Annotated in this window: 21 protein-coding genes and 1 pseudogene; 1 reads left to right on the top strand and 21 read right to left on the bottom strand. The window is 33.6% G+C overall.

Annotated features, from left to right (window positions below; genetic code table 11):
* Window positions 1-81 precede the first annotated feature (81 nt).
* A complete protein-coding gene (gene argC / locus DFR80_RS08480; RefSeq protein WP_114489726.1) occupies window positions 82-1,179 on the bottom strand; it encodes an N-acetyl-gamma-glutamyl-phosphate reductase in 1,098 nt (365 codons plus the stop codon).
* Between the two features lie 354 nt (window positions 1,180-1,533).
* Here argC and DFR80_RS08475 point away from each other — a divergent pair, with 354 nt between their 5' ends.
* The gene (locus DFR80_RS08475) at window positions 1,534-2,349 is read left to right on the top strand and encodes an aldo/keto reductase (protein ID WP_114489725.1); all 816 of its coding nucleotides are present in this window, start codon (window positions 1,534-1,536) and stop codon (window positions 2,347-2,349) included.
* Between the two features lie 178 nt (window positions 2,350-2,527).
* Here DFR80_RS08475 and DFR80_RS08470 read toward each other — a convergent pair whose 3' ends face one another.
* From DFR80_RS08470 to DFR80_RS08375, 20 genes and pseudogenes are all read right to left on the bottom strand, one after another.
* The gene (locus DFR80_RS08470) at window positions 2,528-3,676 is read right to left on the bottom strand and encodes a hypothetical protein (RefSeq protein ID WP_114489724.1); all 1,149 of its coding nucleotides are present in this window, start codon (window positions 3,674-3,676) and stop codon (window positions 2,528-2,530) included.
* A gap of 20 nt (window positions 3,677-3,696) precedes the next feature.
* Window positions 3,697-4,482 carry an outer membrane lipoprotein-sorting protein gene (locus DFR80_RS08465; RefSeq protein ID WP_076544277.1) on the bottom strand — a complete coding sequence of 262 codons (786 nt, stop codon included), beginning with the start codon at window positions 4,480-4,482 and terminating at the stop codon, window positions 3,697-3,699.
* Window positions 4,479-6,803 carry an RND family transporter gene (locus DFR80_RS08460; protein ID WP_158537701.1) on the bottom strand — a complete coding sequence of 775 codons (2,325 nt, stop codon included), beginning with the start codon at window positions 6,801-6,803 and terminating at the stop codon, window positions 4,479-4,481. The genes DFR80_RS08465 and DFR80_RS08460 overlap by 4 nt, the downstream gene beginning before the upstream one ends.
* Window positions 6,804-6,921: 118 nt before the next feature.
* Window positions 6,922-7,239 carry a cupin domain-containing protein gene (locus DFR80_RS08455; RefSeq protein WP_076544275.1) on the bottom strand — a complete coding sequence of 106 codons (318 nt, stop codon included), beginning with the start codon at window positions 7,237-7,239 and terminating at the stop codon, window positions 6,922-6,924.
* Window positions 7,240-7,488: 249 nt separating this feature from the next.
* Entirely contained in the window at window positions 7,489-8,058 is a 570-nt protein-coding gene (locus tag DFR80_RS08450) for a TetR/AcrR family transcriptional regulator (protein ID WP_076544274.1), read from the bottom strand.
* A gap of 95 nt (window positions 8,059-8,153) precedes the next feature.
* Window positions 8,154-9,605 (bottom strand): NAD(P)/FAD-dependent oxidoreductase, encoded by a 1,452-nt coding sequence (locus tag DFR80_RS08445; RefSeq protein ID WP_114489722.1) that lies wholly within the window; start codon window positions 9,603-9,605, stop codon window positions 8,154-8,156.
* A gap of 119 nt (window positions 9,606-9,724) precedes the next feature.
* Window positions 9,725-9,997 (bottom strand): DUF3343 domain-containing protein, encoded by a 273-nt coding sequence (locus DFR80_RS08440; RefSeq protein WP_076544272.1) that lies wholly within the window; start codon window positions 9,995-9,997, stop codon window positions 9,725-9,727.
* Window positions 9,988-11,040, bottom strand: a complete 1,053-nt coding sequence (selD, locus tag DFR80_RS08435; protein WP_084566097.1) for a selenide, water dikinase SelD — start codon at window positions 11,038-11,040, stop codon at window positions 9,988-9,990. Before selD ends, DFR80_RS08440 begins: the two co-directional genes overlap by 10 nt.
* 41 nt (window positions 11,041-11,081) lie before the next feature.
* Window positions 11,082-11,684, bottom strand: coding sequence for a sulfurtransferase-like selenium metabolism protein YedF (gene yedF, locus DFR80_RS08430; protein WP_076544270.1), 603 nt, complete (start codon window positions 11,682-11,684; stop codon window positions 11,082-11,084).
* Window positions 11,685-11,782: 98 nt separating this feature from the next.
* Complete coding sequence (locus DFR80_RS08425; protein WP_114489721.1) at window positions 11,783-12,919, bottom strand: aminotransferase class V-fold PLP-dependent enzyme; 1,137 nt, start codon at window positions 12,917-12,919, stop codon at window positions 11,783-11,785.
* Window positions 12,920-13,084: 165 nt separating this feature from the next.
* Window positions 13,085-14,260 (bottom strand): FprA family A-type flavoprotein, encoded by a 1,176-nt coding sequence (locus DFR80_RS08420; RefSeq protein ID WP_114489720.1) that lies wholly within the window; start codon window positions 14,258-14,260, stop codon window positions 13,085-13,087.
* 210 nt (window positions 14,261-14,470) lie between these two features.
* Window positions 14,471-15,298: a DUF6544 family protein gene (locus tag DFR80_RS08415; protein ID WP_147270181.1), complete on the bottom strand. Its 828-nt coding sequence runs from the start codon at window positions 15,296-15,298 to the stop codon at window positions 14,471-14,473.
* A gap of 23 nt (window positions 15,299-15,321) precedes the next feature.
* Entirely contained in the window at window positions 15,322-15,942 is a 621-nt protein-coding gene (locus DFR80_RS08410) for a hypothetical protein (RefSeq protein ID WP_076544266.1), read from the bottom strand.
* Window positions 15,943-15,969: 27 nt separating this feature from the next.
* The gene (locus DFR80_RS08405; RefSeq protein WP_114489718.1) at window positions 15,970-17,259 is read right to left on the bottom strand and encodes an HD-GYP domain-containing protein; all 1,290 of its coding nucleotides are present in this window, start codon (window positions 17,257-17,259) and stop codon (window positions 15,970-15,972) included.
* Window positions 17,260-17,728: 469 nt separating this feature from the next.
* A complete protein-coding gene (fumC, locus tag DFR80_RS08400; protein ID WP_114489717.1) occupies window positions 17,729-19,123 on the bottom strand; it encodes a class II fumarate hydratase in 1,395 nt (464 codons plus the stop codon).
* A gap of 274 nt (window positions 19,124-19,397) precedes the next feature.
* Window positions 19,398-20,363, bottom strand: a pseudogene (locus DFR80_RS08395) (acyl-CoA dehydratase activase); the annotation flags it as partial.
* On the bottom strand, window positions 20,364-21,446 hold the full coding sequence (locus DFR80_RS08390; RefSeq protein WP_114489716.1) for an acyl-CoA dehydratase activase-related protein: 1,083 nt from the start codon (window positions 21,444-21,446) through the stop codon (window positions 20,364-20,366). It abuts the pseudogene before it with no gap.
* A 1-nt stretch (window position 21,447) separates the two neighbouring features.
* Complete coding sequence (locus tag DFR80_RS08385) at window positions 21,448-22,494, bottom strand: acyl-CoA dehydratase activase-related protein (protein ID WP_114489715.1); 1,047 nt, start codon at window positions 22,492-22,494, stop codon at window positions 21,448-21,450.
* Window positions 22,495-22,600: 106 nt separating this feature from the next.
* Window positions 22,601-23,377, bottom strand: a complete 777-nt coding sequence (locus tag DFR80_RS08380; protein WP_076544261.1) for an IclR family transcriptional regulator — start codon at window positions 23,375-23,377, stop codon at window positions 22,601-22,603.
* Between the two features lie 100 nt (window positions 23,378-23,477).
* On the bottom strand, window positions 23,478-24,461 hold the full coding sequence (locus tag DFR80_RS08375; protein ID WP_076544260.1) for a type I phosphomannose isomerase catalytic subunit: 984 nt from the start codon (window positions 24,459-24,461) through the stop codon (window positions 23,478-23,480).
* Window positions 24,462-24,472: the final 11 nt, after the last annotated feature.

Raw genomic sequence — 24,472 nt, 5'->3', positions numbered from 1 at the left:
CCTTGCTGTTTTAATTAAAAATTATTTCTAACTTAAATTTTAGCAAAAACAGATAGATAAACATATATTCTGCTGTCTATTTTAGGGGAATAAAGCTGTTGCCTCAAGACCTGTCTCTTCGGGTAAATTAAAAATCAAGTTCATATTTTGCACTGCTTGACCAGCTGCCCCCTTAAGCATGTTATCAATTGCTGAAATAATAATAACTCTATTGGTACGTTTATTATATCTAAAAGCTAGCTGGGCATAATTTGATCCCGCTACATTCTTAATTTCAGGTAAAGAGTCTTTTAATACTTGTACAAATCTTTCTTTATTATAGGCTTTTTGGTATAGTTCCATAATTTCAGATTCAGAACTCTGCTGCTCTAAGTCAAGATAAATCGTAGCCAAAATCCCTCTCTTAATTGGAATTAAATGAGGTGTAAACAAAATTTTTGCCCTTTTCTCAGTTTCTAAATCAATCTGATCTTTTAAACTACCAAAAGTTTTTTTGTATTTTCCTGTTAAAAATTGATTTAGTACATATTCTATTTCTGAACTATGTCTGTGAACTCCAGGACTGTAGGCTTTCATTGTATTATGAGTCTCTGTAAAAAGCAGATTTTCTTTTAAACTGCGGCCGGCTCCACTCACTCCAGATTTGGCATCAATAATAATCGAATTAAGATCAGCCTTCTCAAAACTGACAAGTGGTAAAAGCCCTAAAAGTGATGCTGTCACATAACAGCCTGGATTGGCAATAAGCTCTGCTCTTTTTATTTTTTCCCTGTTAAGCTCAACTAATCCATAAACAGCCTCTCTCGCCAGTTCAGGTGATTTATGTTTAACTCCATACCATTTTTCATAAACTTCTACATCGTGATAGCGAAAATCACCACTGAGATCAATAATTTTTGTTCCTTTTCCATAAAGCTCGCCTACAATCTTCTGAGAAACTCCATGAGGCAGAGCTGTAAAAATCAAATCACTTTCCTCTGGCTTAAAATCTTCCATTGCTCTTAGCTGATAATCATTTAATATTGAACCCCTAAACTGAGGATAAATATCAACTAAACGCTGGCCGGCACTGCTTTTAGAAACTAAATCTTTTATTTCAACTTCTGGGTGCTCATGCAGCAGGCGAATCAACTCAATCCCTACATAACCGGTAGCTCCAATTATACTTACCTTTTTCATCTACTCAACTCCTCAAATAATTCTTAAGACCTCTGCTTTTACTTAACTTTTAATTTAAAGTATATCTTTGGCTTATTTTATCGCATTAAAGTATTTGAATCAAGCTATTTAGTTAATTTACTTAGATAAAGCAAAAAAAGTGTTAAACATTTAATATTAATCGATTATTGAATGGTCTAAGATTATTATTAGATAGTATGTAAAAAGTTAAGTTATATTAAATTTGGTAAAAGTAGGACAAATCTGCTTTAGATGATTATAATCAATGATAGATTTCCAGAAGCAAAAAACTTACTGGAAAAAATCGAAAAGGAATTAAATAGTAATAAATAATCTAAACAGGAAGGTGAAATTATGAAGAAATTTGAACTCAAAAATGGTAATGAAATTCCTGCTCTGGGGCTTGGAACTTCTGGTTTAAGAGGAAAAGAGTGCACTAAAGTTGTAAAGAAAGCACTTGATTTAGGTTATAGACATATTGATACTGCTGATATGTACGGAAACCATCAGGCAATTGCTGCTGCTTTAAATCAATCTGATATTAAACGCAAAGATTTATTTATAACCTCTAAAATCAAAAGTGAAGATTTAAAATATGATGATCTAAAAAAAGCTGCAGAGCGTCTTCTCAATGAACTTGATATAGAATATTTTGACTTACTTTTAATTCACTGGCCCAGTCCAGAAATACCTGTTGAAGAGTCTTTAAAAGCAATGAAAGAATTAAAAGAATCTGGAAAGACTGAAAATGTTGGCGTTAGTAACTTTACTATTCCACTTTTAGAAGAAGCTTTAGAATATGACTCTAACTTAATTACTGTTAATCAGGTAGAATTTCATCCAACACTATATCAAAAAGACCTTTTAGATTTTGCCTTCAAAAATGACATTATACTTACTGCTTACAGTCCGCTGGCCCAGGGAGAGGTATTTAAAAATAGTGTTTTAGAATCCCTCGGAAAAAAATATGATAAAAGCCCTGCTCAGCTCGCATTAAGATGGTTAATTGAAAAAAATATTGTTGCAATTCCTAAGGCAAGTTCTGAAAACCACCTTAAAAATAATCTGGATGTCTTTGACTGGAATTTTCCGGTTGATGCCGCCAGAGAAATGGAACTCTTAGACCAGAATAATAGGTTGATTGATCCCGGTTATCCTAAATTTAATTAACTTTATTTAAATAATTCATTAACCCCACTAGAAAGTAGAGATTTTTATCTTTACTTACTCAGTGGGGTTTTTTATTCATAATCTGTTTTTAAGTCTGTAGACAATTTTAGATTTCAAGATTAAGCAGCCATTCTTTTTTAAAATCAATAATTATAACAGAACACTATATTATCATATTTTAAAAAATATATTCTAGCTGATAAAATATTTCACTTCTTTTGCTTCCTTCAATAACATGATCAACTCCTGCAGCAAAAGTCAGCCGGTCAGAAAAATCATAAGTTAAACGGGGACGCCAGAGTAAAGTGTTTTCCATACCTGGTAATGTAGGCATTTCTCTATAAATTAGCCAGTTTTCAACAGATAGGTTATCACGCCAAAATGATCTCTGGATCATTAAGGAATATTCTCCTATACTTTTATCTCTCCTCAGATTATCAGGCTCATCGATTAAAAATCCTTCTTTAGCTTGGAGAGATATTAAATAATCTCCTGGATAAAAGTCAATTCCCAGCAAAACCTCCAGCTCATCATTTTCTACAATCTGGGGTCCCTGATCAGTCTGCTGCAGATAATCTCGATCAAAAAAATAGGCACCCTCTCCTTTTAAAACAAAGCTGCCCAGATCATTAGAAAAACTACCGCCAATAAAATTTTGATCTCTATAAACAAACTCACTGTTTCCTGTTATTCTGTTATAAGAATCAAGCATTAAATTATACTGAGGAAATGAGCCCGCTGTGATTTCATAGTCAAAACCCATTCCCAGAGCTGAATAGCGAAAGCCATAACCTGACCGATCAGAATTCAAATTGGATGCTTCAGGAGGCAGAGAAAAAATTGCCTCCCAAGTTCCTCCTGCTGTATAGTAATCTAATTTTAAAGCATCACTGGCTATAAAACTATCATCTGGATCAACAATGGGATGAATCCCCCTATGCTGATCATTAATTAAATTAATAACTGTCAGGCCATCTGCCTTACCCCAGGTTATTATTTGTCTTCCCAGCCGCAGGTCAGCATCTTGAAAAAATAAATCAAGATAGCCTTCATATAAATCCAGTTCCAGTTCTTCCTTTGCTGAATCAAACTTTAATTTCGGCTTAAAATATAGCTGTCCCTTGTTAAATCGGTGTTCAAAGGTCAGCTCATACTCCAAATCAGAGTATAGATCTGCACTTTTTTCTAAATCAAAGGCCGAATAACCTGTAATTTTCTGACTAATATACGCTGCACCCACAATTGAACTTGTATATAAAAGAATAACTGCTGTCAGTGCTGTGATTAGGATTAGATTGTTGGACTTTACAGTTCTTAAAGTCTTCATTTTGCAAACCTCCCTCAAACTTATTGGATTCCTCGTTTCATCATTCTTTCGCTAAACAGATTGGCGTCTATTGAGGTATTATATTCTACTTCACTATTTTTTAAGATTGTTCGGTGTTCATTTTGTAAATTATGCATTTCTGAATCAACAATTGTCAAAATTCCGCTTATTTCTTTTACCTCATTTACTGTTAAAACTTTAAGCAGTTCTCCTTCTCGATCATAAAATTCTTTTTTTAGACCAATCCATTTATCCTTCCAAACATAAGTCACAGTCCTGCTGTATAAATCATCTTCAGCCACCGGAATATTTTCAACTACATACACTTCTTTATCATGAATAGTATCTTCTCCAATTAATTTGTGTTCATCTTCAGCCAGAGTTCTATCTCCCAGATCGTCATAGGTAAAATCAGAACCCATAAAATAGTCACTTTTATTTTCTGAAGAAATTCTTTTAACTTTATTTAATGCTGGTAAAAAAATCCACTGATCATCACTCTGCTCAGAATCATAACTCCAGTTCATAAAAGAAGTATTGCGTACATCAGCAGGCGAAATGAAAAACATGATTTTCTTATCTACTTCCCCAAAATCTTTTTCAAACTGTTTAATCTCTCTAATTCGTTTAGATCCCTGTTTATTAACTAAAATCATTTTCAAATTTGCAGTTCTGCTGTCACCAGTCTCACGGTTATATACTTTTTTCATAATTTCCTCTCCACTTAAATCTGCGGCTAAAGCTGTGCCAAAGGCTGTTATTAAAACCAGTAAAATTACACCTGTAAATATTATTTTATTCCTCATTTTTGATCATCCTTTCTTCTATTAAAAATGAATTTTGGTTCTATAATGTCAATTAATGCCACTACCAGAGTCAGGGTCCCAACTAAACTAACAAATAATGCATTAGAAACCAACCAGCCGAGCTCTCTATTTGGAGGGAATTTTGAAAATGTTAGTACCATAAATCCTGCAATTACTACTAAAGCATTAAAGGTAATAGCCCTACCGGAAAGATTAATTGCTTTATCAGCAGCTTCTACTTTACTAAAACCTCGGATACCATAGTACTGATAGCGTGATAAAAGATGAATGGCATAGTCAATTCCCATTCCAACTGCAATACTTGAAATCAGAGCCGTAGTAGTGTTTAAAGATACTCCAAGACCTCCCATTAAACCAAAGTTTACAGCTGCTGTAACTGCAATCGGCAGAACTCCTATCAGACCAGCTGTAAAACTCTTAAATAAAAGACTGAGCAGAAAGAAAACTCCAATCAGAGAAATTGCCAGACTTAAAATTTGACCGTCCAGGATCAAGCCAGTAAATATCATATTTGTATAGGCTGAACCTGCAAAATCAACTTCAAATTTATCTAAAGATGTGTGAGCAGCAAAATCTTCAATTTCAGCTATAATACTTTTTATTTCCTGACTTCTATCTGTTTTCAAACTAATCTGAACATGCAGTTGTCGGTAATCATAGTCAATTAATCTGTCCAGATCTTCCGGATCGCCCGACATTGAATATAATAGTAAATACTGGGCAACTAACTCGCGCGAATCAGGTATTTGATTGAATTCTTCTTGATTTTCATTCATTACTTTATTTATTCGCCGCAGGTAATCATTTAAGCTGTAAGTTGTACCAATAAGCTCTCTTTTTTCCAGTTGATTTTGTAACTTCCAAATATCTTTTAGATATTTTGGATCTTTAAAAACTCCATTTTCTTCAGCTTTAAAAATTAAATTTAGCTGTGTTGTACCACCAAAATTATTGTTAATAAAGTGATCAGCTTTAACTATTTCTTCATCTTCGCTAAACTTATTTAACATACTGGAGTCAATCCAGATTTTAGAAGCACCATAGACTGCCATTACTGTAATTATTATTGTTAATACTACAATTACTTTTCTCTTTTCTCTTACAAATTTCGATAATCCATGGAAAAATTTTTGATCAGCTTTTTTATTTTTATCATTTTTTAACTTTAATACTGGCAGGCCAATCACTTTTAAACCAGCTGGAATCATAATTAAAGAAAAAAACATAGCACTCATAACTCCTGCTGCTGTAAATAAGCCGAAATATCTAATTGGCAGTACATCTGAAGTTAATAATGATAAAAAGCCAGCTGCAGTTGTAACTGATGTCATAACCACAGGTTTCCAGAGTTTCTGCTGCATCTCTTTAATTAAATCAAGTTTATCACGATCAGGTTGAGCTTTAATTTCCTGATTTAAATGACTGAGCAGATGAATTCCATCAGCAACTCCAAGCGCAATCAGCATCACTGGAATCATTGTTGAAACAGCATAAACTGGGATTTCAAAGTAAGACATCAAGCCAAAAGCCCAGATTGTACTGAAAAGAACCACCAATACTGTCAGCAAGGTGCTTTTAAAACTATGCAGAGTCAAAAAGAGAACTAAAATGATTACAAAGATAACAATAGGAATCATTTTTTTCATGTCCTGGGGCATCAAATGAGCTAAAGTTCCCTCCACAACAGGCTGACCAGCAATATAAATATTTTCGCTGCCACCGCGATAAGGCTCAACAATTTCTTTAACTTTTTGATAAAGCTTAAGCCTGTCTATTTCTTCATCTTTTAATTCTGCCATTATTAAAGCTGAATTGCCTGTTTTGGAAACAATTCTGCCATTTATCATTTTGTTTGTTTCTACTTCTTTTTTTAACTGTAAAATTTCAGCTTCATTTTCTGGCAGTTTTTGATATAATGGATCCACTTCCAGACCAAAATCACTACTCTTAATATTATCAACTGTAGCCAGACTTTTTACATCACCTCTAGCTACTTCAGGTAATTTTTCTAAAGCTCGAGATATTTTATCAATCTTTTTTAAAGTTTCAGGATTATAAATTCCATATTCTGAACTATTATTTGCAACTGCTACTATTATTGAGTCACTAATCCCAAATAAATCTTCATATTCTTCACTCGCAACAAATTTGGGATGGTCTGCTGGCTTATATTTATCGAGATTTGTTTCCAGACGTGCATTCTCATAAATTTGAAAAGTAAAAAAAGCTGTAATTATCAATATTATAATCAAGACTGTTTTTGGGAACTTCAGCACTAAATCTGTTATTCGATTAATCATTTTAATCCCTCTTTTCTTTTCAATTTCTGTCGTATTATTATTTATAACACTATATGAATGAATGCTCATTCATATAGTGTTATAAAAGTATCAGCTGCTTTCACAGCCGATATTAGTTTTAAAGTGACGGAGTTTTTACATTTAAAACTTCAAACTTTTCTCCCTGATCTGCTCTTAATTCCATTTCTGTATTTGGAGAACAGGTAATTACTGTTCCAGCTTCTACAACATTGGACTGATCACCAATTCTCAAAGTACCCTTGCCCTCTTTAACATAGAAAAACACATCTACCGGCACCTGATGAGCAGGTACAATATCTCCTTTAGATAAAACAAGATTCATTACCTGAGCATTCTCATGTTTTAATACTTCCTTAGCAATTACTCCTCTTTTGTTCTTCTTTCCCTCTAGTTCACTTAACTTAATTATTTCCATCAAGATCAACTCCTCCATTTGATAATTTAAATTTTACTTATTTAAAAAACAACCTTAATGAATGATTGTTCATTCATTAAGTCAATTATAAAAAATATAGCTCAAGTTTACAGTGATTAAGCTCACATAACTAAAAACTTCTTATTTATTTTTTCTAAAATAAAGAGCTACTGCCAGGATAAAGAGTACTGCAATATAAACTTCAACAGGCATCTGACTCCTCCCTTTAAAATAAGATAACTTCTAAAATTATTTAAATATGTGTTCAATTCTTTTAATAATAAAATCAGGTCCATCCACAAGCATTTCTATCTCTGGTTCAGTAAGAGCAAATTCGATTATTCCCTGCATTGAACCAAAAAAATAAACAGCCATCAGATGGGCATTAATGTCCTTTATCTCAGCTTTGTTAATTCCTTCTACAAATATGTCTTCCAGCATCTTAATTAAAGAATTCATATTTTCCTTAATTTCATTATTATCTTTAGCTCTAGAAAATTCTTTTTCTCGAACAAGAACCCTACCTAAATTTGGGTTTTCTCTTAAAGTTAAAAAATGCCTGTCCAAAAATTTCTTTAAAAATCTCCTGGTTGATAATTTTTGCTCCTTTAACTCAGATATACTTTTCATCCTTCTCTGAATCTCATATTTAAATATATATGATAAAACTTCATCCTTACTTGAAAAATAATTATAGATAGTGCCAACCGCTAATTGGGCTCTATCAGCAATATCCTGCATCCTTGTATTAAAAAAGCCTTCCTCTGCTATTACTTCTATAGCTGCTTTTCTAATTCTAGCTTTCGTTTCCTGTGCCACCCTGATCAACTCCTTGAATGAGTGTTCATTCATATTATAACATTATAAATATTATCTGTCAAAATTATTTTTAAATCCATCCCAGATAAATTATTTTAATTCTTATTCAGTTTCTTTTTCAGCTCATAAACATCAAGCCGCTCGGGTACATAGTCTTCATCCCTATTTTCAACCTCTGAGACTGGAATGGATAATTCTCTGCTTATTATTTTTTTAATTCTGCTTTCACAGAAATTAGCCTGGCACTCTCCGGTTTTAGCCCAGGTTCGTCTCTTAATTGCATCAGTGGTTTTGATCGGAATTGATCTATTCAATGCATCTAAAATTTCTGCCTCAGTAACCTTTTCGCAGCGACAGATAATGTTTTTAGCTGGATTTTCATGATCTATTTCACCAGCAAAATCTTCATCTTTTTTTATTTCAATAGCCGGTCTCTGAGAATTAAAATCTTTTTTAGGACTCAACTCAAGACCAGATTCTGCAAGCAGCTTTACAATTCGTTTGGCAATAGCAGGTGAAGAAGTAAGTCCGGGTGAGTCAATTCCAGCTGCCTGAATAAAACCCTTAATCTTACTTTCTTCTATTATAAAATCTTCTCGAGTACTTTTGGGTCTTAGCCCGGCAAAAGTCCTCAACATTCGATTTGTATCAAAATTTGGAATTGATTTTCTTGCCTGATCAATAATATATTTAATTTCTTTAAAACTTGTACTTACATCATTCTTTTTATCTATCTCTTCGGCGTTAGGACCAATCATAAAATTACCATGAGTAGTTGTAGTTGTTACAACCCCCTTAGTTTTTGGATTGGGAGCCTGAAAAATTACTGTATTAACAAGGTGACCCTGACTTTTACTAAAAACAACATATTCTCCTCGCATCGGGTAGATTTTAAAGTCATCAGTATCCAGCATAGCAGCAATCTGATCTGCATAAATTCCGGCAGCATTAATAATATAGCGACTTTTTACTTTTTCTTTAACAGTTTCTATTTCAAAATATTCATTTTTCTTTTCAATATTAATTACTTCTGATTCCAGTTTCAAATCCACCCCATTATCAACAGCATTTTCTGCCAGGGCAATTGTAAATTGATAAGGTGAAGTAATACCTATACTCCTACAGTAAAAAGCAGCCTGTACCTGATCACTAACATAGGGCTCAATCTCTTTAATTTGATCACCGTAAATTATTTCTATATCCGCTTCAGGCTGACCCACTTTTAAGGCATTTTTATATAATTTTTCTAAAGTTTTCTCATCTTCATCATTAAAAGCAAGTACAAGTCCACCTGTTTTTTGATAACCAAAATTAAGTTCTTCATTCAATTTTTCATACATAGAATTCCCCTGAATACATAGCTCTCCCTTTAAAGTTCCTGCCTTAGCTACATAACCACCATGAACAATCCCTGTATTTGCCTTTGAAGCTCCAGTTGAAACATCAGATTCTTTTTCTATTAATGCGACTGAAAGCTTGTATTTTGATAATTCTCTGGCAATAGCTGAACCGATTACACCTGCCCCTATAATACTGACATCATACATTTAAACACCCTCCCATTTTTAAATGTTTGATTAAAATAAATATTACAAATTTTTAAATAATTATATTGAGCTGTTTAGTTAAATGCTTCCCGCTATTTAGATTCGGGAAGCATTTTTGTTTATTGATCCTCATATATTTTTTTATACTCTTTATGAGCTTTAGTTTTATTTATCTCATAAATTGCTTTAACCAAAACATTATTTCTCTGAAACATTTCTAAAATTGATTCCAGATCAAGGCTAAAAGCAATAGCTGAACCACAATCAGCAGATATTTCTGGTGGAACAGCAGCCATTCTATAAATTATATCATTATCCATCAGTACTTTTTCGGCTTTAATTGAGTGATGAGTAGATTGAAAAAGTATTAGTTTTTCATTTTTTACTCCCATATGATTTTAACTCCTTTATTAGAGCCATTATCTTTCTCAGTAGCTTTACCAATTAAAGCTGCTTCAATATCTTCTGCATAAAGATCAATCAGAAAATCCGCCGCATCTTTTTCAGCAACAGAAATTAATAAACCACCTGAAGTCTGAGGGTCATACATCAACTCATATAATATCTGATCTCTTTCCCCAAGATGGGTTACAAAATCCTCATAATTATCCCTGTTTTTATAGGCACCGGCAGGTAACAAACCCGATTCTACATATTCGCGACATTCTGAAAATATTGGTATCTCTGCTGCCTCAATTGAAAGCTCCAGAGAGCTATTTTCTGACATTTCTAATAAATGACCTATAAGCCCAAAACCAGTTATGTCAGTACAGGCATTTATCTGGTACTGATCAAAATATTTAACTGCTTTATTGTTCAGCTCCAGCATAGAAGCAACAGCAGGATTATCTATATTACTGCTGGCAAGACCTGCTTTAATCGCAGAGACCATTACTCCTGTCCCCAGAGGTTTGGTTAAAATCAGAGAATCTCCTGGCTGAATACTGGAATTACTGACTAATTTATTGGGTTCTATGATCCCAGTTACAGAAAGACCATATTTAGGTTCATCATCCTCAACTGTATGTCCTCCACAAAGACTTGCCCCTGCTTCTTTAACTTTATCAGCTCCACCCTGAAGAATTTGAGAAAGTATTTCTCCTTCCAGACAGCTGGGAAAACCAACAATATTCATAGCAAGAATAGGCTTTCCCCCCATAGCATATACATCACTTAAGGCGTTTGCTGCTGCTACCTGGCCAAAAAGATAAGGATCATTTACCACAGGAGTAAAGAAATCAAGTGTCTGAATCAGAGCAAGTTCTTCTGTAAGCTGATAAACTGCTGCATCATCAGCTTTATCCAGACCAATAAGTAACTTTTCTGGATCAGCGGGAAATTTAACGCGACGCAGAACCTGCGCCAGAGCCCGAGGGCCCATCTTAGCCGCTCAACCAGATGTTTTACTGTAATCAGTCAACTTTATATTTGACATAACTATCACCACCTCCTCAAAAAATTAAATAGTATATGCTTTTATATTTTTAAAACTGCACTACTATTTAAACTATCTGCAATCTCGTACATATTGCTAATCTCTCCAACCTGCATTTGAGTTTTTAAATCATAAAAATCAACACAGGTACCACAGAGAAGAATTGTTACACCTCTGGCTTCAAGTTCTTTTAAAGCTGCTACTATATCTTTTTCCAAAATAGCAAGTTTAACTCCAGAATTAATAAAAATTATTTTTTCGGGCAGAGGATTTAAGTCTTTAATTGTTGATATAAAACCTTTTATCAAAATTCGCCCCAGCTCTTCGTTACCTTCACCCATTGTATCAGAACTTATAAAATAAATTTTAGCCTCAGAACCAGCTTCAGAAACTGAAGTCTGATCACCTGCTACTAATGTATCTGCAGATGAGAATTCTGATTGTTTAAACATAACTTTAAACTCAGTTTCCGATTCTTCTACTACAGAAATTTCGGCTTTCATTTTCTGTCCCAATTTACTTAGATTTTCAACTGCAGTTCTATTATCCACTATTACTATAAATTTTTCATTGTTATCAAGTGCCTTTTTGGCCTTAACTACAGGCTTAGGACAGGCAAGTCCTCTGGCATCTATCTCCAGCATAAATTTATGCCTCCTTAAAAATTTATCGTCTCGTCTAAAATCTAAGCTTCAACTTATTTTTTTAGATTTAATTAAATAATTCTTTTAGTTTTATGAATTCAAATCAATGATTCAATAATATTTAAAAATCTGTCTATCTCAGCTTCAGTATTAAAATAACCGGGACTAACCCTAATCATACCCTGCCCTAAAGTTCCCAAGTTCTTATGTAGTATGGGGGCGCAATGCAGTCCGGCTCGCACTTCTATCTTATATTTATTCTCCAGTTCAAAAGCAATTTGATTAGAACTTCTATCACCTATATTAAAAGAAATAACTGCAGTTCGATTAGTAATATCATCTCTACCATAGCTTTTTATTAGGGGAATAGTATTTAGACCCTCAATTAAACGGTGCAGTAATTTTAGTTCCTGCTGATGAATTTTGCTTATACCTTCCTCTTTAATAAAATCAATCCCTGCTCCCAAACCTGCTATTCCAATAGAGTTAGGGGTTCCAGCTTCAAGATAATCTGGCATTATTTCAGGCTGATCTGTACTTAAAGAATTACTACCGGTTCCCCCTTCCTTAAGTGGTAAAAGGTAACTGTGATTTTTAACATAGAGTGCACCAATTCCAGGAGGACCAAAAAGCGATTTATGACCGGCGAAGGCCATAAAATCTACTGCCAAATTATTCAAATTAATATCTATTACTCCAGCTGTTTGAGCTGCGTCAATTAAAAGCAAAACACCTGCCCTACTTGCAATCTCAGAAATCTTGACAAGATTATTAACTGTACCAAGAACATTGGATGCATGCGAAAGTACAATTAGCTTTGTTTTGTCCTGAATACAATTTTCAAGTTCCTGATAATCAATCTCTCCATTTGAATCAAAACCAATAAAATTTATATCTATCTCTTTTTCTGCTTTAAGTCTTCTTAAGGGTCGCAAAACTGAATTATGTTCAAGACAGGATGTAATTACCTGATCTCCTTTTTTTAAAACCCCTTTAATTACCGTATTTAAAGCTTCTGTGGCACCAGAATTAAATACAATTTTACTGGAATCCTGGAGAGTAAAAAAATCTGCAATTTTCTCTCTAACCATAAAAATCTCTCTACTGGTAGAGTTACTGCTTCCACTGCCAGAACGAGAAGTATTAAAAGCAGAACTCCTAAAAAAATCATTTACCTTATCATATACAATATCAGGTTTTGGACAGCTGGTTGCAGCATTATTTAAATATATCATTTTATTTCCAGCCTTTCTTAGCTTACTCTTTTTAATATATTCTTGATTGATAAATGAAATCCTTTATCCTGTTGAAATTAATTATCAAAATAAAAGACCCCCTTCTAGCTGCTCAGGCCAGAGGGAGTCTTAACTAAACTATTTATTTAATTTATCTATTATATTTTATTCTAAATTATCCAGATCAGCTTTTACTTCTTCTACCAGGCGGTCGATTTCCTGATAGTCTTCTTCCGATCCATGACCCTTAGCAACTACTGGATCATAGAGATCAACTTTCAGATTAGGCATCAGCTCTAAAAGTTTATCAGTCATTCTACCTGCCCAGCCATAAGATCCAATAATTGAAGCATAGCGAGTTTTAGGCTTTAAAACATTGGCCAGATAAGCTGCATATACTGCAGAAGGATGTGGACCGGTTAAAACAGTTGGAGAACCAAAGATTACAGTTGAAGCATCAACCAGAGAAATTGCCAGATCTCCTAAATCAACATCTGCCAGATTAAATGGTTTAACCTTAACCCCTTCATCGATTAACTGACTAATAAAATATTTAATTAAGTCATCAGTACTTCCATGCATAGAAACATAAGGAACTACAACTTCTGGTTTGACTTCATCACTTACCCACTCCTGATAAGCTTCTAAGATCATTTCCGGATTATCATAAATTGGACCATGACTCGGTGCAATCATCTCAATCTCATAATCTTCTAATTTTGCCAGATTCTTTTTGATTATCATTCTAAAAGGCATCATAATTTCTGCATAATACCTTTTAGCAGCTTTATAAACTTCACTATGGTTTTCTACAAACAAATCACTTGTTGCCAGATGAGAGCCAAAGAAATCACAGGGAAATAAAATGTTTTCTTCCTGCAGATAAGTGGACATTGTTTCAGGCCAGTGAACCCAGGGAGTATCAATAAACTCTAAAGTACGTCCACCCAGATCAACAGTTTCGCCATCTTCAACCACTCTAATCTTATCTGCATCAAGTTCCATTAAATCCAAAAGCATTGGTTTAGCTTTTTTGGAAGTTAAAACCTCAGCCTCCGGATATTTTTCTAATAAATAAGGAATGGAACCCGAATGATCCTGCTCAGCATGATTGGAGATAATATAATCAATTTTTTCTACGCCAAGATCGTCAAGATTATCTAAAAAATCCTGAACAAAATCAGGTTCTACTGTATCAATAATAGCACTCTTTTCTTCACCTTTAATAAAATACGAGTTATAACTTGTACCATCAGGTAGTGGAATCAACTCATCAAATAATTTACGATGCCAGTCAATAACTCCTACACTGTAGATATCATCTTTTACTTTTCTAAACATTTAAAACTCCTCCTTATATTCTTATACTTTTTGAAAGTTATTATATTAGAATATGTAAAGACAGATTTGACCTGTCAATACATATTATATTAATTCCGACTTCTTTTGTCAAGTTTATTGTACAGTTTTTATTCTTTAATTTCCGTGAGCTATGTCACAGAAAAAATACCTTTTTTATTTACACTAAAAGGTATTCTAAAGCTTTCATATTCATCTGTAAACAACACTGTCAAGATTAGCTTCATATAAAATATATTTATCAAAATTATTTTCTATCTCCACAGTAATTGAGCCAGGGAGATAATAATTTTTATAATCAATATAATCATTATAAGATGCCTTAAGGCTGACACTATTTCCATCAAAACTAAATTTGCCCGAAGTGATTGTGCTTAAAAGACCATCGTCATTGAATTCAAGAACAAAGTTTATTTTACCAGTATCAGTATCCAACTCTAATAAAGTCCGGTTATTACTCATATATTTATAATCTATATTTTCACTCGATAAATAATAATAGGGAAAATAAACTGCATCAATAATCATGCGGCTTCCCAAAAAATTCCTGGCAGCCTGTCCATAAACCTCTCGTTCATTTTTAACCCCTAAATATTTGAATTCATAAATCTGATTTTCTCCAATTGATACTTCTCTTAACTTATCAAAAATAATACGATTTTCATCAATAAACCACTCACTAACAAATTCTTCGTTTTTTAAATTATAAAAGGATTTTACTTTAAAATCATACATCTCACCATACTTGTCTTTGCGAAATTTACCAGAATAATTTAAATTAACATAAGTTGATAAGTTATTACGATCAGGAATACTAAGCTGAATATATCTCCTTAATGAAGACGGAATAGAAATACTGTTTGGATTAGGAATAGTAATATTATCACTGAGTGTATATCTTCTCTGCATCGAGCTGACATCCTGCTTATACTGTCGATCAAGATAAATATTGGCAAGCACTGTATACAAGGAAAATGAAATTATTAATAGAAGTAATAATATAAATATTTTTTTCAGCAAGATAATCACCCCGTATTCATTTTTTAAAGATAATTACAAATTTTACGGTTAACTGCTTTTAAACAGGCTTTTGCTATTGCTAAAGATATATTATTATTTACATGAACTGCCCCAACTAATTTCTCCTGCATCATATTATTCTCTGGATTATACATCGAAATTTGAGCAATTACAAGGTCCTCTTTACCTTTAATAGTAAAAATATCATCTACAATAAGCTGAAGATTAAATTCCACAAACTTGTTCAAAATTGTCAAAACAGACCTCCCGATCAATTTTTCTATATTTTCACCAATTTGTGCTTCAAAACTTTCTTTAATCTCCTGGCCATTTATTTTCATTTCTACATTACAGCGAGAACGATTATTTTCAGTATAAATTGAAACTAACTCTATTCGATCATTCGCATAACCTTCCATTGCCTCTGAAAAATCACTGTCTATTCTGGCAATACTGATTTTTTTATGGTCAATCTTAAAATCTTTATGTACCAGACAAACTGTTTCTACATCTCTGACTATTCGCTTGGGATCTCTTTTCTTATCGGCTATAATATGGATTTCATCTATCTCATCTACCCCTGTTAAATTACAGGATACTACTCCCTCAAGTTCCTGAATCAATTTCTTTATTTCTGTATTCATATTCAGCTCTCCCCTTTTCCTGATAGATTAGTATTCAAGTGACAACTCTAATTCCCTAATTTTTTCTTCACTTTTAAATTTGTCATCAAAATATCCATCTTTAATCAACTGGATCATTTTCCGGGCAATTTCTGGATCAAACTGCCCTCCAGAACACTTTTTAAACTCAGCAATAATTTCTTCTTTTGTCATCGGAGGTTTATATGTTCTCCCGGTAATCATAACATCCAGTGAGTCACAGGCCGTTAAAATTCTAGCTCCTACCGGAATTTTTTCTCCTTTAAGTCCTTCGGGATATCCTCTGCCATCCCAACGTTCATGATGATAAAGAATTATATCAAGCTCATCATTGATTAAATCAATGTCCTTTAAAAGTTGATATCCATACTCTGTATGTCGTTTAATCTCCTTATACTCCTGCTCACTCAACTTATCTGAGCTTCTTAAAATATCATCATCAACATAAATTTTACCAATATCATGGATCTTAGCAATACTGATAATCTTTTCTGACTTTGCTCTGGATAAATTCATTTCATTACAAAGATGGTATGTATAATTGGCCACCCGCTCACAATGACCCTCAGTATAATGATCTTTTGAATCAATTACTTTAAGAAAACTTTCGATTATCTGGGTATAGGAGTTCATCTGCTGCAACCGTGAATAGAAAAAATCTTTAATAATAAATAATAAGATAATGACAAGAACAAATAGCACTTTACTGAAATACATATAGGAAGCGAGTAAAACCAATCCTAAAAAGTAAGAAGTAATCAGATTTTTGGAAAGCTCCCTGAAATAACTTAATAATGACATTTGATTTACATCATTATCAGCTAAATTAATTACAACATACACTAGAAAATTGTTAACAATAAAATAAATAATACTGGCAAATAAAGTAGACATAATTGGAAAAGAATTACTGTCAAGCACAGGGGTAGTTAAGTTAAAAATTAAAGCTCCTGCAGAAGATGCAAGAAAAAAAACAGCTCGATTAAACAAAAACTTATACCAGACAAAATATTTTATTTCCTCTTTAAAAGTTATTGTGCCCACAGCAGCAATAATACCTGCCCATAAAGGATTAACAAAATAAAATGCACTTAATAAAACTGGTAAAGTCATAGATGTTTTAATTTCTGTAATATAATTAAAGAAAATACTATAATTATTCATCACAAATGTCACAATTAATAAAAAAGTTATATCAAAGAAATCAATCTTATAACTATAATTAATAGATAATATAACAAGTACAGAAAAACAAGCTAAATATATTATTGTTAAATAAGCTTTTAACTTTTTACTCAATTGTAATCACCTCTTTATTAATAAATCTGACAGCAGATATTTTAAAATTTTACCACTTACTTGATTCAGCTAATACGGAAATAGCTGTACCAAATGTAATCAAAGCAGTTGTTATAGCAACATAAAGCTTTTTCATTAAGATTCAGCTCCCTTCGTTATCTGTATTTCTAAGCTCAATTTACGAAGGTAAGCTCGGCTCATTTTATTTAAGCTAGTCTCATTCTGCTGTCAGATTACTCTTTAATATAATTCAATATTTTTGGCAGAAGTCCTCTTTTTTAGAGCAAAAAAAGTGCTTTAATAGCTTTAATAATAAGTATTACCAATAAATTTAGTAAAATTATATTATCTTCCAAAAGAAAAAGTTCTGAGTTTAATTCTCAGAACTTGTAATTATATATATTTATTTATAGGTGTTTTCCAAACGACACATTCCGACATATATCGGGTGGTTCACGGTACTAGTATGCTACTCCAGATTGGGCTCGGTCATCTTTTTAGGATCTACATATTGTTCAAATTCTGCTTCAGTTAAATAATTAAGATTAACTGCAGCTTCTTTTAAACTTAAATTTTCTTTAAAAGCTTTCTGGGCGATTTGGGCTGCCTTATCATAACCAATAATCGGATTTAAAACCGTAACTAACATCAAACAGCTATCAAGATAAGATTCAATTTGTTCCTGATTGGCTCCAATCCCCTTTAGACAGCGCTGATTATAAGATTTAACCGCATCTCCAAGTAAGCTGATAGATTGTAAAATATTGTGGATAATTAAAGGTTTAGCAACATTAAGCTGAAAATTACCACTACCCCCACCAATATTAACAGCTGTATCATTTGCCATTACCTGTGCAGCTACCTGAAATAAAGCTTCCGCCTGAGTTGGATTAACCTTTCCCGGCATAATTGAACTACCAGGCTCATTTTTAGGTATTTTAATTTCACCAATACCACAACGCGGACCAGATGCAAGCCAGCGAGTATCATTTGCAAGCTTCATTAAAAAAGAAGCTGCTGTTTTTAAAACCCCACTTAAATTAACAAAACTATCATGAGCTGCAATACCGGCTGATTTGTTCTGAGCCACTTTAAAAGAATTTTTAGTTTCCAGATTAATAAATTTAACTGCTTTCTCAGCAAAACCCACCTTAGTATTTAAACCAGTCCCAACAGCAGTTCCTCCCAGTGGCAACTTTTTTATATATTTAAGACTATCTTTAAGCATTTCAATAATATCAGTAATCTGGGCCGAAAATGCTGCAAACTCCTGGCCTAAAGTTATAGGGGTTGCATCCATTAAATGAGTTCGGCCAACTTTAACTAAATCTGAATACTTTTCAGCTTTTTGTTCCAATTCTGTCTGTAATTTTTCAAAAATCGGCAGCAAAAAATCTTCAGTTCTGCTGACAGCTGCCAGAGCCATTGCGGTAGGAAAAGTATCATTAGATGATTGAGACATATTGACATCATCATTGGGGTGTACAGGTTTTTTACTGCCTGGTTCTTCCCCTGCCATCTCTGAAATCCTATTTGCCAGCACCTCATTAACATTCATATTTGTCTGAGTTCCCGAACCTGTCTGCCAGAGTGAAATAGGAAAATGCTGATCCAGCTTCCCCGCGATTAATTCATCGGCTGCCTTTAAAATATAATCTCTCTTTTCTCTACTAATCAATTCCTGCTCATAATTGGCCAGTACAGCAGCTTTTTTGACAACCCCATAAGCTCTGATAATTTCTGTCGGCATTTTTTCTTCACCAATCGGAAAGTTTTCCACTGCCCTTGCAGTCTGTGCACCATATAGTTTATCACTGGGAACTTTTACCTGTCCCAAACTATCTTCTTCTAAACGGTAATCCATCTGGCACCTCGCTTATTAAATAATTAATTTTTTAAACTACTTTTATACTTTAAACCAGAACATTATCTTCTTTTTCATCTTTATCCGATTCTTCCAGCTCTTCCTGATCTTCTAGTTCTTCCAGTTCTTTCATTACCTGCTTTTCCTCTTCTGGATCTACCTTATAGAGATCAACCTCAATCTCTTCAGGGTCCTTATTTTTCTTTTTTGAAATTTTATCAGCTGAACTTTCTTCTTTTCTGGAGTCAGTCTCAGAACTAACCACACTATCACCAATCAAAGAAGCTTCCCATTTACCACAACGATCTCCAGTAACTGCTATTACTTTTCCATCTGCAATAACTTTAATTACCTCACAGTTATTGGCACAGTCTCCACACTCAAAACTTTTAGTTTCAAACTGCTGCTCTGTTAGATCAAAGCCTCTAAAACTGCTGGCCTTACCACTTCTTTTAACATCCCTTTTGGCAAGCATGGCAATTCCAATTGCTCCCATTACATCATGATGCTCAGGCACAGTAACTTCTGCGTCAATTTCGTCTTCAAAGGCAGCTTTAATTCCAACATTAGCTGCCACACCACCCTGAAATATATATCTTCCTTCTAAAACTCTATTCCGCACAAGGTTATTCATATAGTTTCTAACCAGTGCCTTTGAGAGACCTTTGATAATTTCTGGCTTAGTAAAACCATACTGCTGTTTTGAAATCATATCTGATTCTGCAAAAACTGTACAGCGGCCGGCAATCCTTACATCACGATCAGCTTCCAGGGCTAACCCACCAAACTCTTCAATTGGAACTCCCAGCCTTTCCGCCTGATGATCAAGAAAAGAACCTGTTCCGGCAGCACAGACAGTGTTCATGGCAAAATCAACTGCTATCCCATCCTCAACAATAATTAATTTCGAATCCTGACCACCGATTTCAAAGATAGTACCGGCATCAGGATGATAATAGGTTGAAGCTCTAGCATGAGCTGTAATTTCATTTTTAACAGTATCAGCACCGAGTACATAAGCAATCAGCTGGCGTCCACTACCAGTCACTCCAACTCCACTGATTTGATAATTTTGAATTTCTATTTCATCTTCAAATTTACTTAAACCTTTTTTGACAAGTTCAATTGGATTACCTGAGTTACGGGTATAAAGTTTAAACTGTAATTTATTTGCTTCATCAATTGCAACAATATTGATGCTAACTGAACCTATATCTACACCCAGATAAAGATTTTTCATCTACATAACCTCCCTGTAATCTTTTTCTTTAATCATGTCCAGAAAAGCTTCTACTCTTGTCAGTACATTAGCATCAGCCGTCTGTTCGTCTATAGAAATAGTTAAGACCGGTATTTCGTATTTTTCGGATAGATCATCCATTACACTCTGAGATACAAGCTCAGGTAAACACCCAAAAGGTTTAAGATGAATAATCCCATCGAAACCTTTTTCTTTAAAATCAATAGCATGACCAATATTTCCTCGTGCATGACCACCAATTTCAATCTCTATAAATTCTTCTCCTTTAGCTTCAATTTCTTCTAAATCCTTACCTGTAAAAGGAAGGGCATTGTCTCTAACCCAATCAGTTAGATATTGAGAACGTTCAACCTCAAAGCCAAAGCGGTTAACTTTTTCTTCAATTTGATTATTAATAGACTGTTCTAGCACCACATAGATTTCACCAATAATTCCAATTCGATAACGTTCATTTTCAGGTGGTATTGAAGTTTTAAATTTCTCTAATTTATTTAAATACTTATTTTTAATTTCTTTGACTTCAGCTGCAGACTTTATTTGATAAAAATCCTGTTGAGCATCCATCCAGATTCTATTTATTTTACCGCTGTCACTATAGGCTCTTAATACCTCTATCTTTTTTTCAATTTCATCAAGAGCACGAGTCAGATCATAAATTGTTTTAATTACTTTTGCTACCTTAAACCAGGAACTATCTCCTTTTAATCTTTTAACAATATCATAAAAATATTTATAATCATCATGAGGAGAATCAATAACTATAATTTCCACATCATAACCCAAATCTTTTAATATTTTTTTATGAACCTCGCCATAATAACCTGCACGGCAGGGACCATGCCCCCCACTTGTAACTAAAGTATTAACATTTTTCTCCATAAGTTTTAAATAAATACCTGTTATCACCTTAAAGGGAAAACAGGCAAATTCAGGACTGTATTTTACCCCCAGATCAATGATTTCTTTATTCGGTTTGGGAGGCATTACAACATCATGACCCAGCAGTTCAAAAAGCTTTTTATATACAATTGTAGGACCCATGTAAGGAAAAGATAATCGCATATTAGTTTTTCTCCTTTTTTAGTCTGAGTAAATCAATAAAAGCTTCAATTCTGGTTATAATATGACTTTCGCCGGTCTGCTCATCAATTCTTAAAGTCATAAAAGCTTTATTATTTTCTTTAGCATCCACTTCTAAAATCTGACCAAGCATTGAGTCAGGACCACAACCAAAGGCCGTTAGGTGAATAACTCCATCTATTTTATCATTTTTAAAATAGTGTTCTGCCGCTCCATAAAGTTTGTTTGTAAACTCCCAGAACATCGGTTTTCGCAATCTTGATAATTCCTTTTCTATTATTTCTTCTGCTACCATAGAAAAAGTATGAACGCGAACTCCCATTTCTTTAAGTTTATTTATAATATCCATATTTATGTACTGATCAAATACATTGTAAACATATCCAATCAGAGCAATATCAACAATCTCTTCCTTACCAGCAGTTTTTATTTTTTTTCTTTTGCTCTGAGGTAAATTATTATCAGTTTCAAATTTAGAAATTAAACTTTCCAGCGCTTCAATATCCTCGATCTTTGCAAAATCATCAACCAGATAACCTTTATAAAGAAGTTTCCTGTAGCGCTGCCAGAATTCTGATGCTTTTTTTAAAGCTCTTTTCATCTCTTTTTTGGGAATATCTAGAACTGCAGCCAGCTTTTGATGATTTGAGTAATCTGCTATATTATCATTTTTTGAATCAATCTGATCTGAAATCAACTCTGTATTCAACCCGGGCAGAGAATGTTTAACCATATCCGGCAGACCCAGAAATTTAGGACATAAAACCACACCTTTTCGGATTGATCGAAATCTGGGTAAAAATATATAATCAACTTCTTTTTGATCTAAATTTATTAAATGACCAATCATAACTTTAATTGGAACACAAATTTCAGACAGTGACTTCTTAACTCCCTTATCCAGTAATTCTCTGGATGTACTGTCCGAAATGACTGGTTCCAGATTAAGCTCCGTCAAAAGTTTAAGCCAGAAAGGGAAATAATAATAATAGAGCAGAGCTCTTGGAATACCTATTTTTCTATTTTTCATATATCGATTCCTCCACAATTTAGCAGAAATTATTATCAATTTATAAATATTTTATCTTAAAAAGATAAAAAAATCAAAAAAGCTTTAATCACCTTTAAACTGAAAATCAGCTGCTGTGCCCCAATGATCTGGACATTTTTTTAGAATATTCAACAACAAGATCAGCCAGTTCGCTCATTCTACTTTCCGTCATTCTGGTAATGGGAGCTGAAATACTAAAAGCTGCCACTACCTCACCCCGGTGATTAAAAATTGGTCCTGCTATACAGCGGATATCCTCTTCCTGCTCCTCATCGTCGACTGCATAACCCTGTTTTTTTACTTTTTTTAGATGAATCAGAAACTCTTCAATACTGGTAATTGTATTTTCAGTATTTTTCTCCATTCCTTTTTCTTTTAATATTTCTCTAACTTTTTCTTCTGGTAAATGAGCCATTATTGCTTTGCCAAGACTGGTCGAATGAGCCGGAACTCTTTTACCGACCTGCGAATACATGCGGATTGTGGCCGTACTCTCTACTTTATCCAGATAAATAACCTCACCGGAATCGAGAATCCCAAGGTGAATTGTCTCTTTAGTCTTCTGCATCAATTCCTCTAAATACGGACGGACCCTAATTCGGCTGTCAATATCATTTAAAACCTTAGAACTCAGTTCAAATAAATTAATCCCGGCAATATATTTGTGGTTATCTTCATTCTTTTCCAGATATCCTCTAAATTTAAGAGTATCCAGCAGCCGATAAACTGTACTTTTGTGAATATCTAGCTCCCGACTGATTTCTGTTACACCCATTCCATTTTCTTTTCCTACTATTAATTCCAGAATATCAAGTGCTCTATCAAGAGACTTTATTAACTGGTTTGGTTTTTTAGAAGCCATTATTAATTCCTTTCTCAATAAAAAATATTAAACTAATTTTTTAAACAAAATACTTCCTGCAAACGAAAAGGAAATCTTTAACTTTAACTAAATTATATATTTACTCAACAACAGATAATATCTGCTGACGATTTTTATCTAAATCAGGGATATAACTTTTCATGAGCTTTAAATTCCCTTCCACCCTAAACTCTTCCGAATAAGCAGGAATCAACACACTATCAATTTCAGCTAATTCAAGCTCCTGATCATCATAAAATAGTTTGCCTGATCCCTCTACAACTGTTAAAATATAAAATCGCTCCTGGTCACCCTGATCCTGATAGACTGTCTTTACATTAATAATATCAAGAGCAAATTTATCATTCAAACAAAAATAGCTGTAGTCAAAATCATCACCACATACTTTGAGACCTTTTCTTTTTTCAGAGCTTAATTTAAAATCAATAACATCCATTGCCTTTGATAAGTGCAGTTCTCTGCCGCGGCCATAATCATAGACTCTGTAGGTTGTATCACTGCTCTGCTGTATTTCAGCCAGCATAATTCCAGCTCCTATAGCATGAAGCAGCCCGGCCTTAATAAAAAAGACATCTCCTTTTTTTACTTTAATCTTTTTAACATATTGATTAATTTCATCATTCTGCACTGCCTTTTTAAATTCGCTTTCTGTACAGTCTTCAGTACCAATAACTAAATAAGAATCTTCATCAGCATCAATAACATACCAGGCTTCTGTTTTACCAGCTTCACCCGAATATTTAGCCGCATAATCATCATCTGGATGAACCTGAATTGAAAGCTGAGCCTGTGCATCAAGTATTTTTAATAAAAGTGGAAATTCTTCTGCCTCTATTTCCTCTCCCAGAATTTGCTGAGGATACATTGAAGTCAGTTCTTTAAGACTTTTACCACTTAATTTGCCATTTTGAACAATACTCATCCCTGCTTCCTGAGCAGAAACATCCCAGCTTTCACCAATCTGTCCTTCCACCTCTGGTAGATCATTGCGATAATTCTGGAGTTTATTTCCTCCCCAAATCTTCTCTATATATTTATGATCAAATTTTAGCGGGTAAAACATATTTTATTCCT

Source organism: Halanaerobium sp. ST460_2HS_T2, assembly GCF_003337665.1.
Taxonomy (GTDB): Bacteria; Bacillota; Halanaerobiia; order Halanaerobiales; family Halanaerobiaceae; genus Halanaerobium; species Halanaerobium kushneri.
This window is presented reverse-complemented; position numbering and strand designations above follow the sequence as displayed.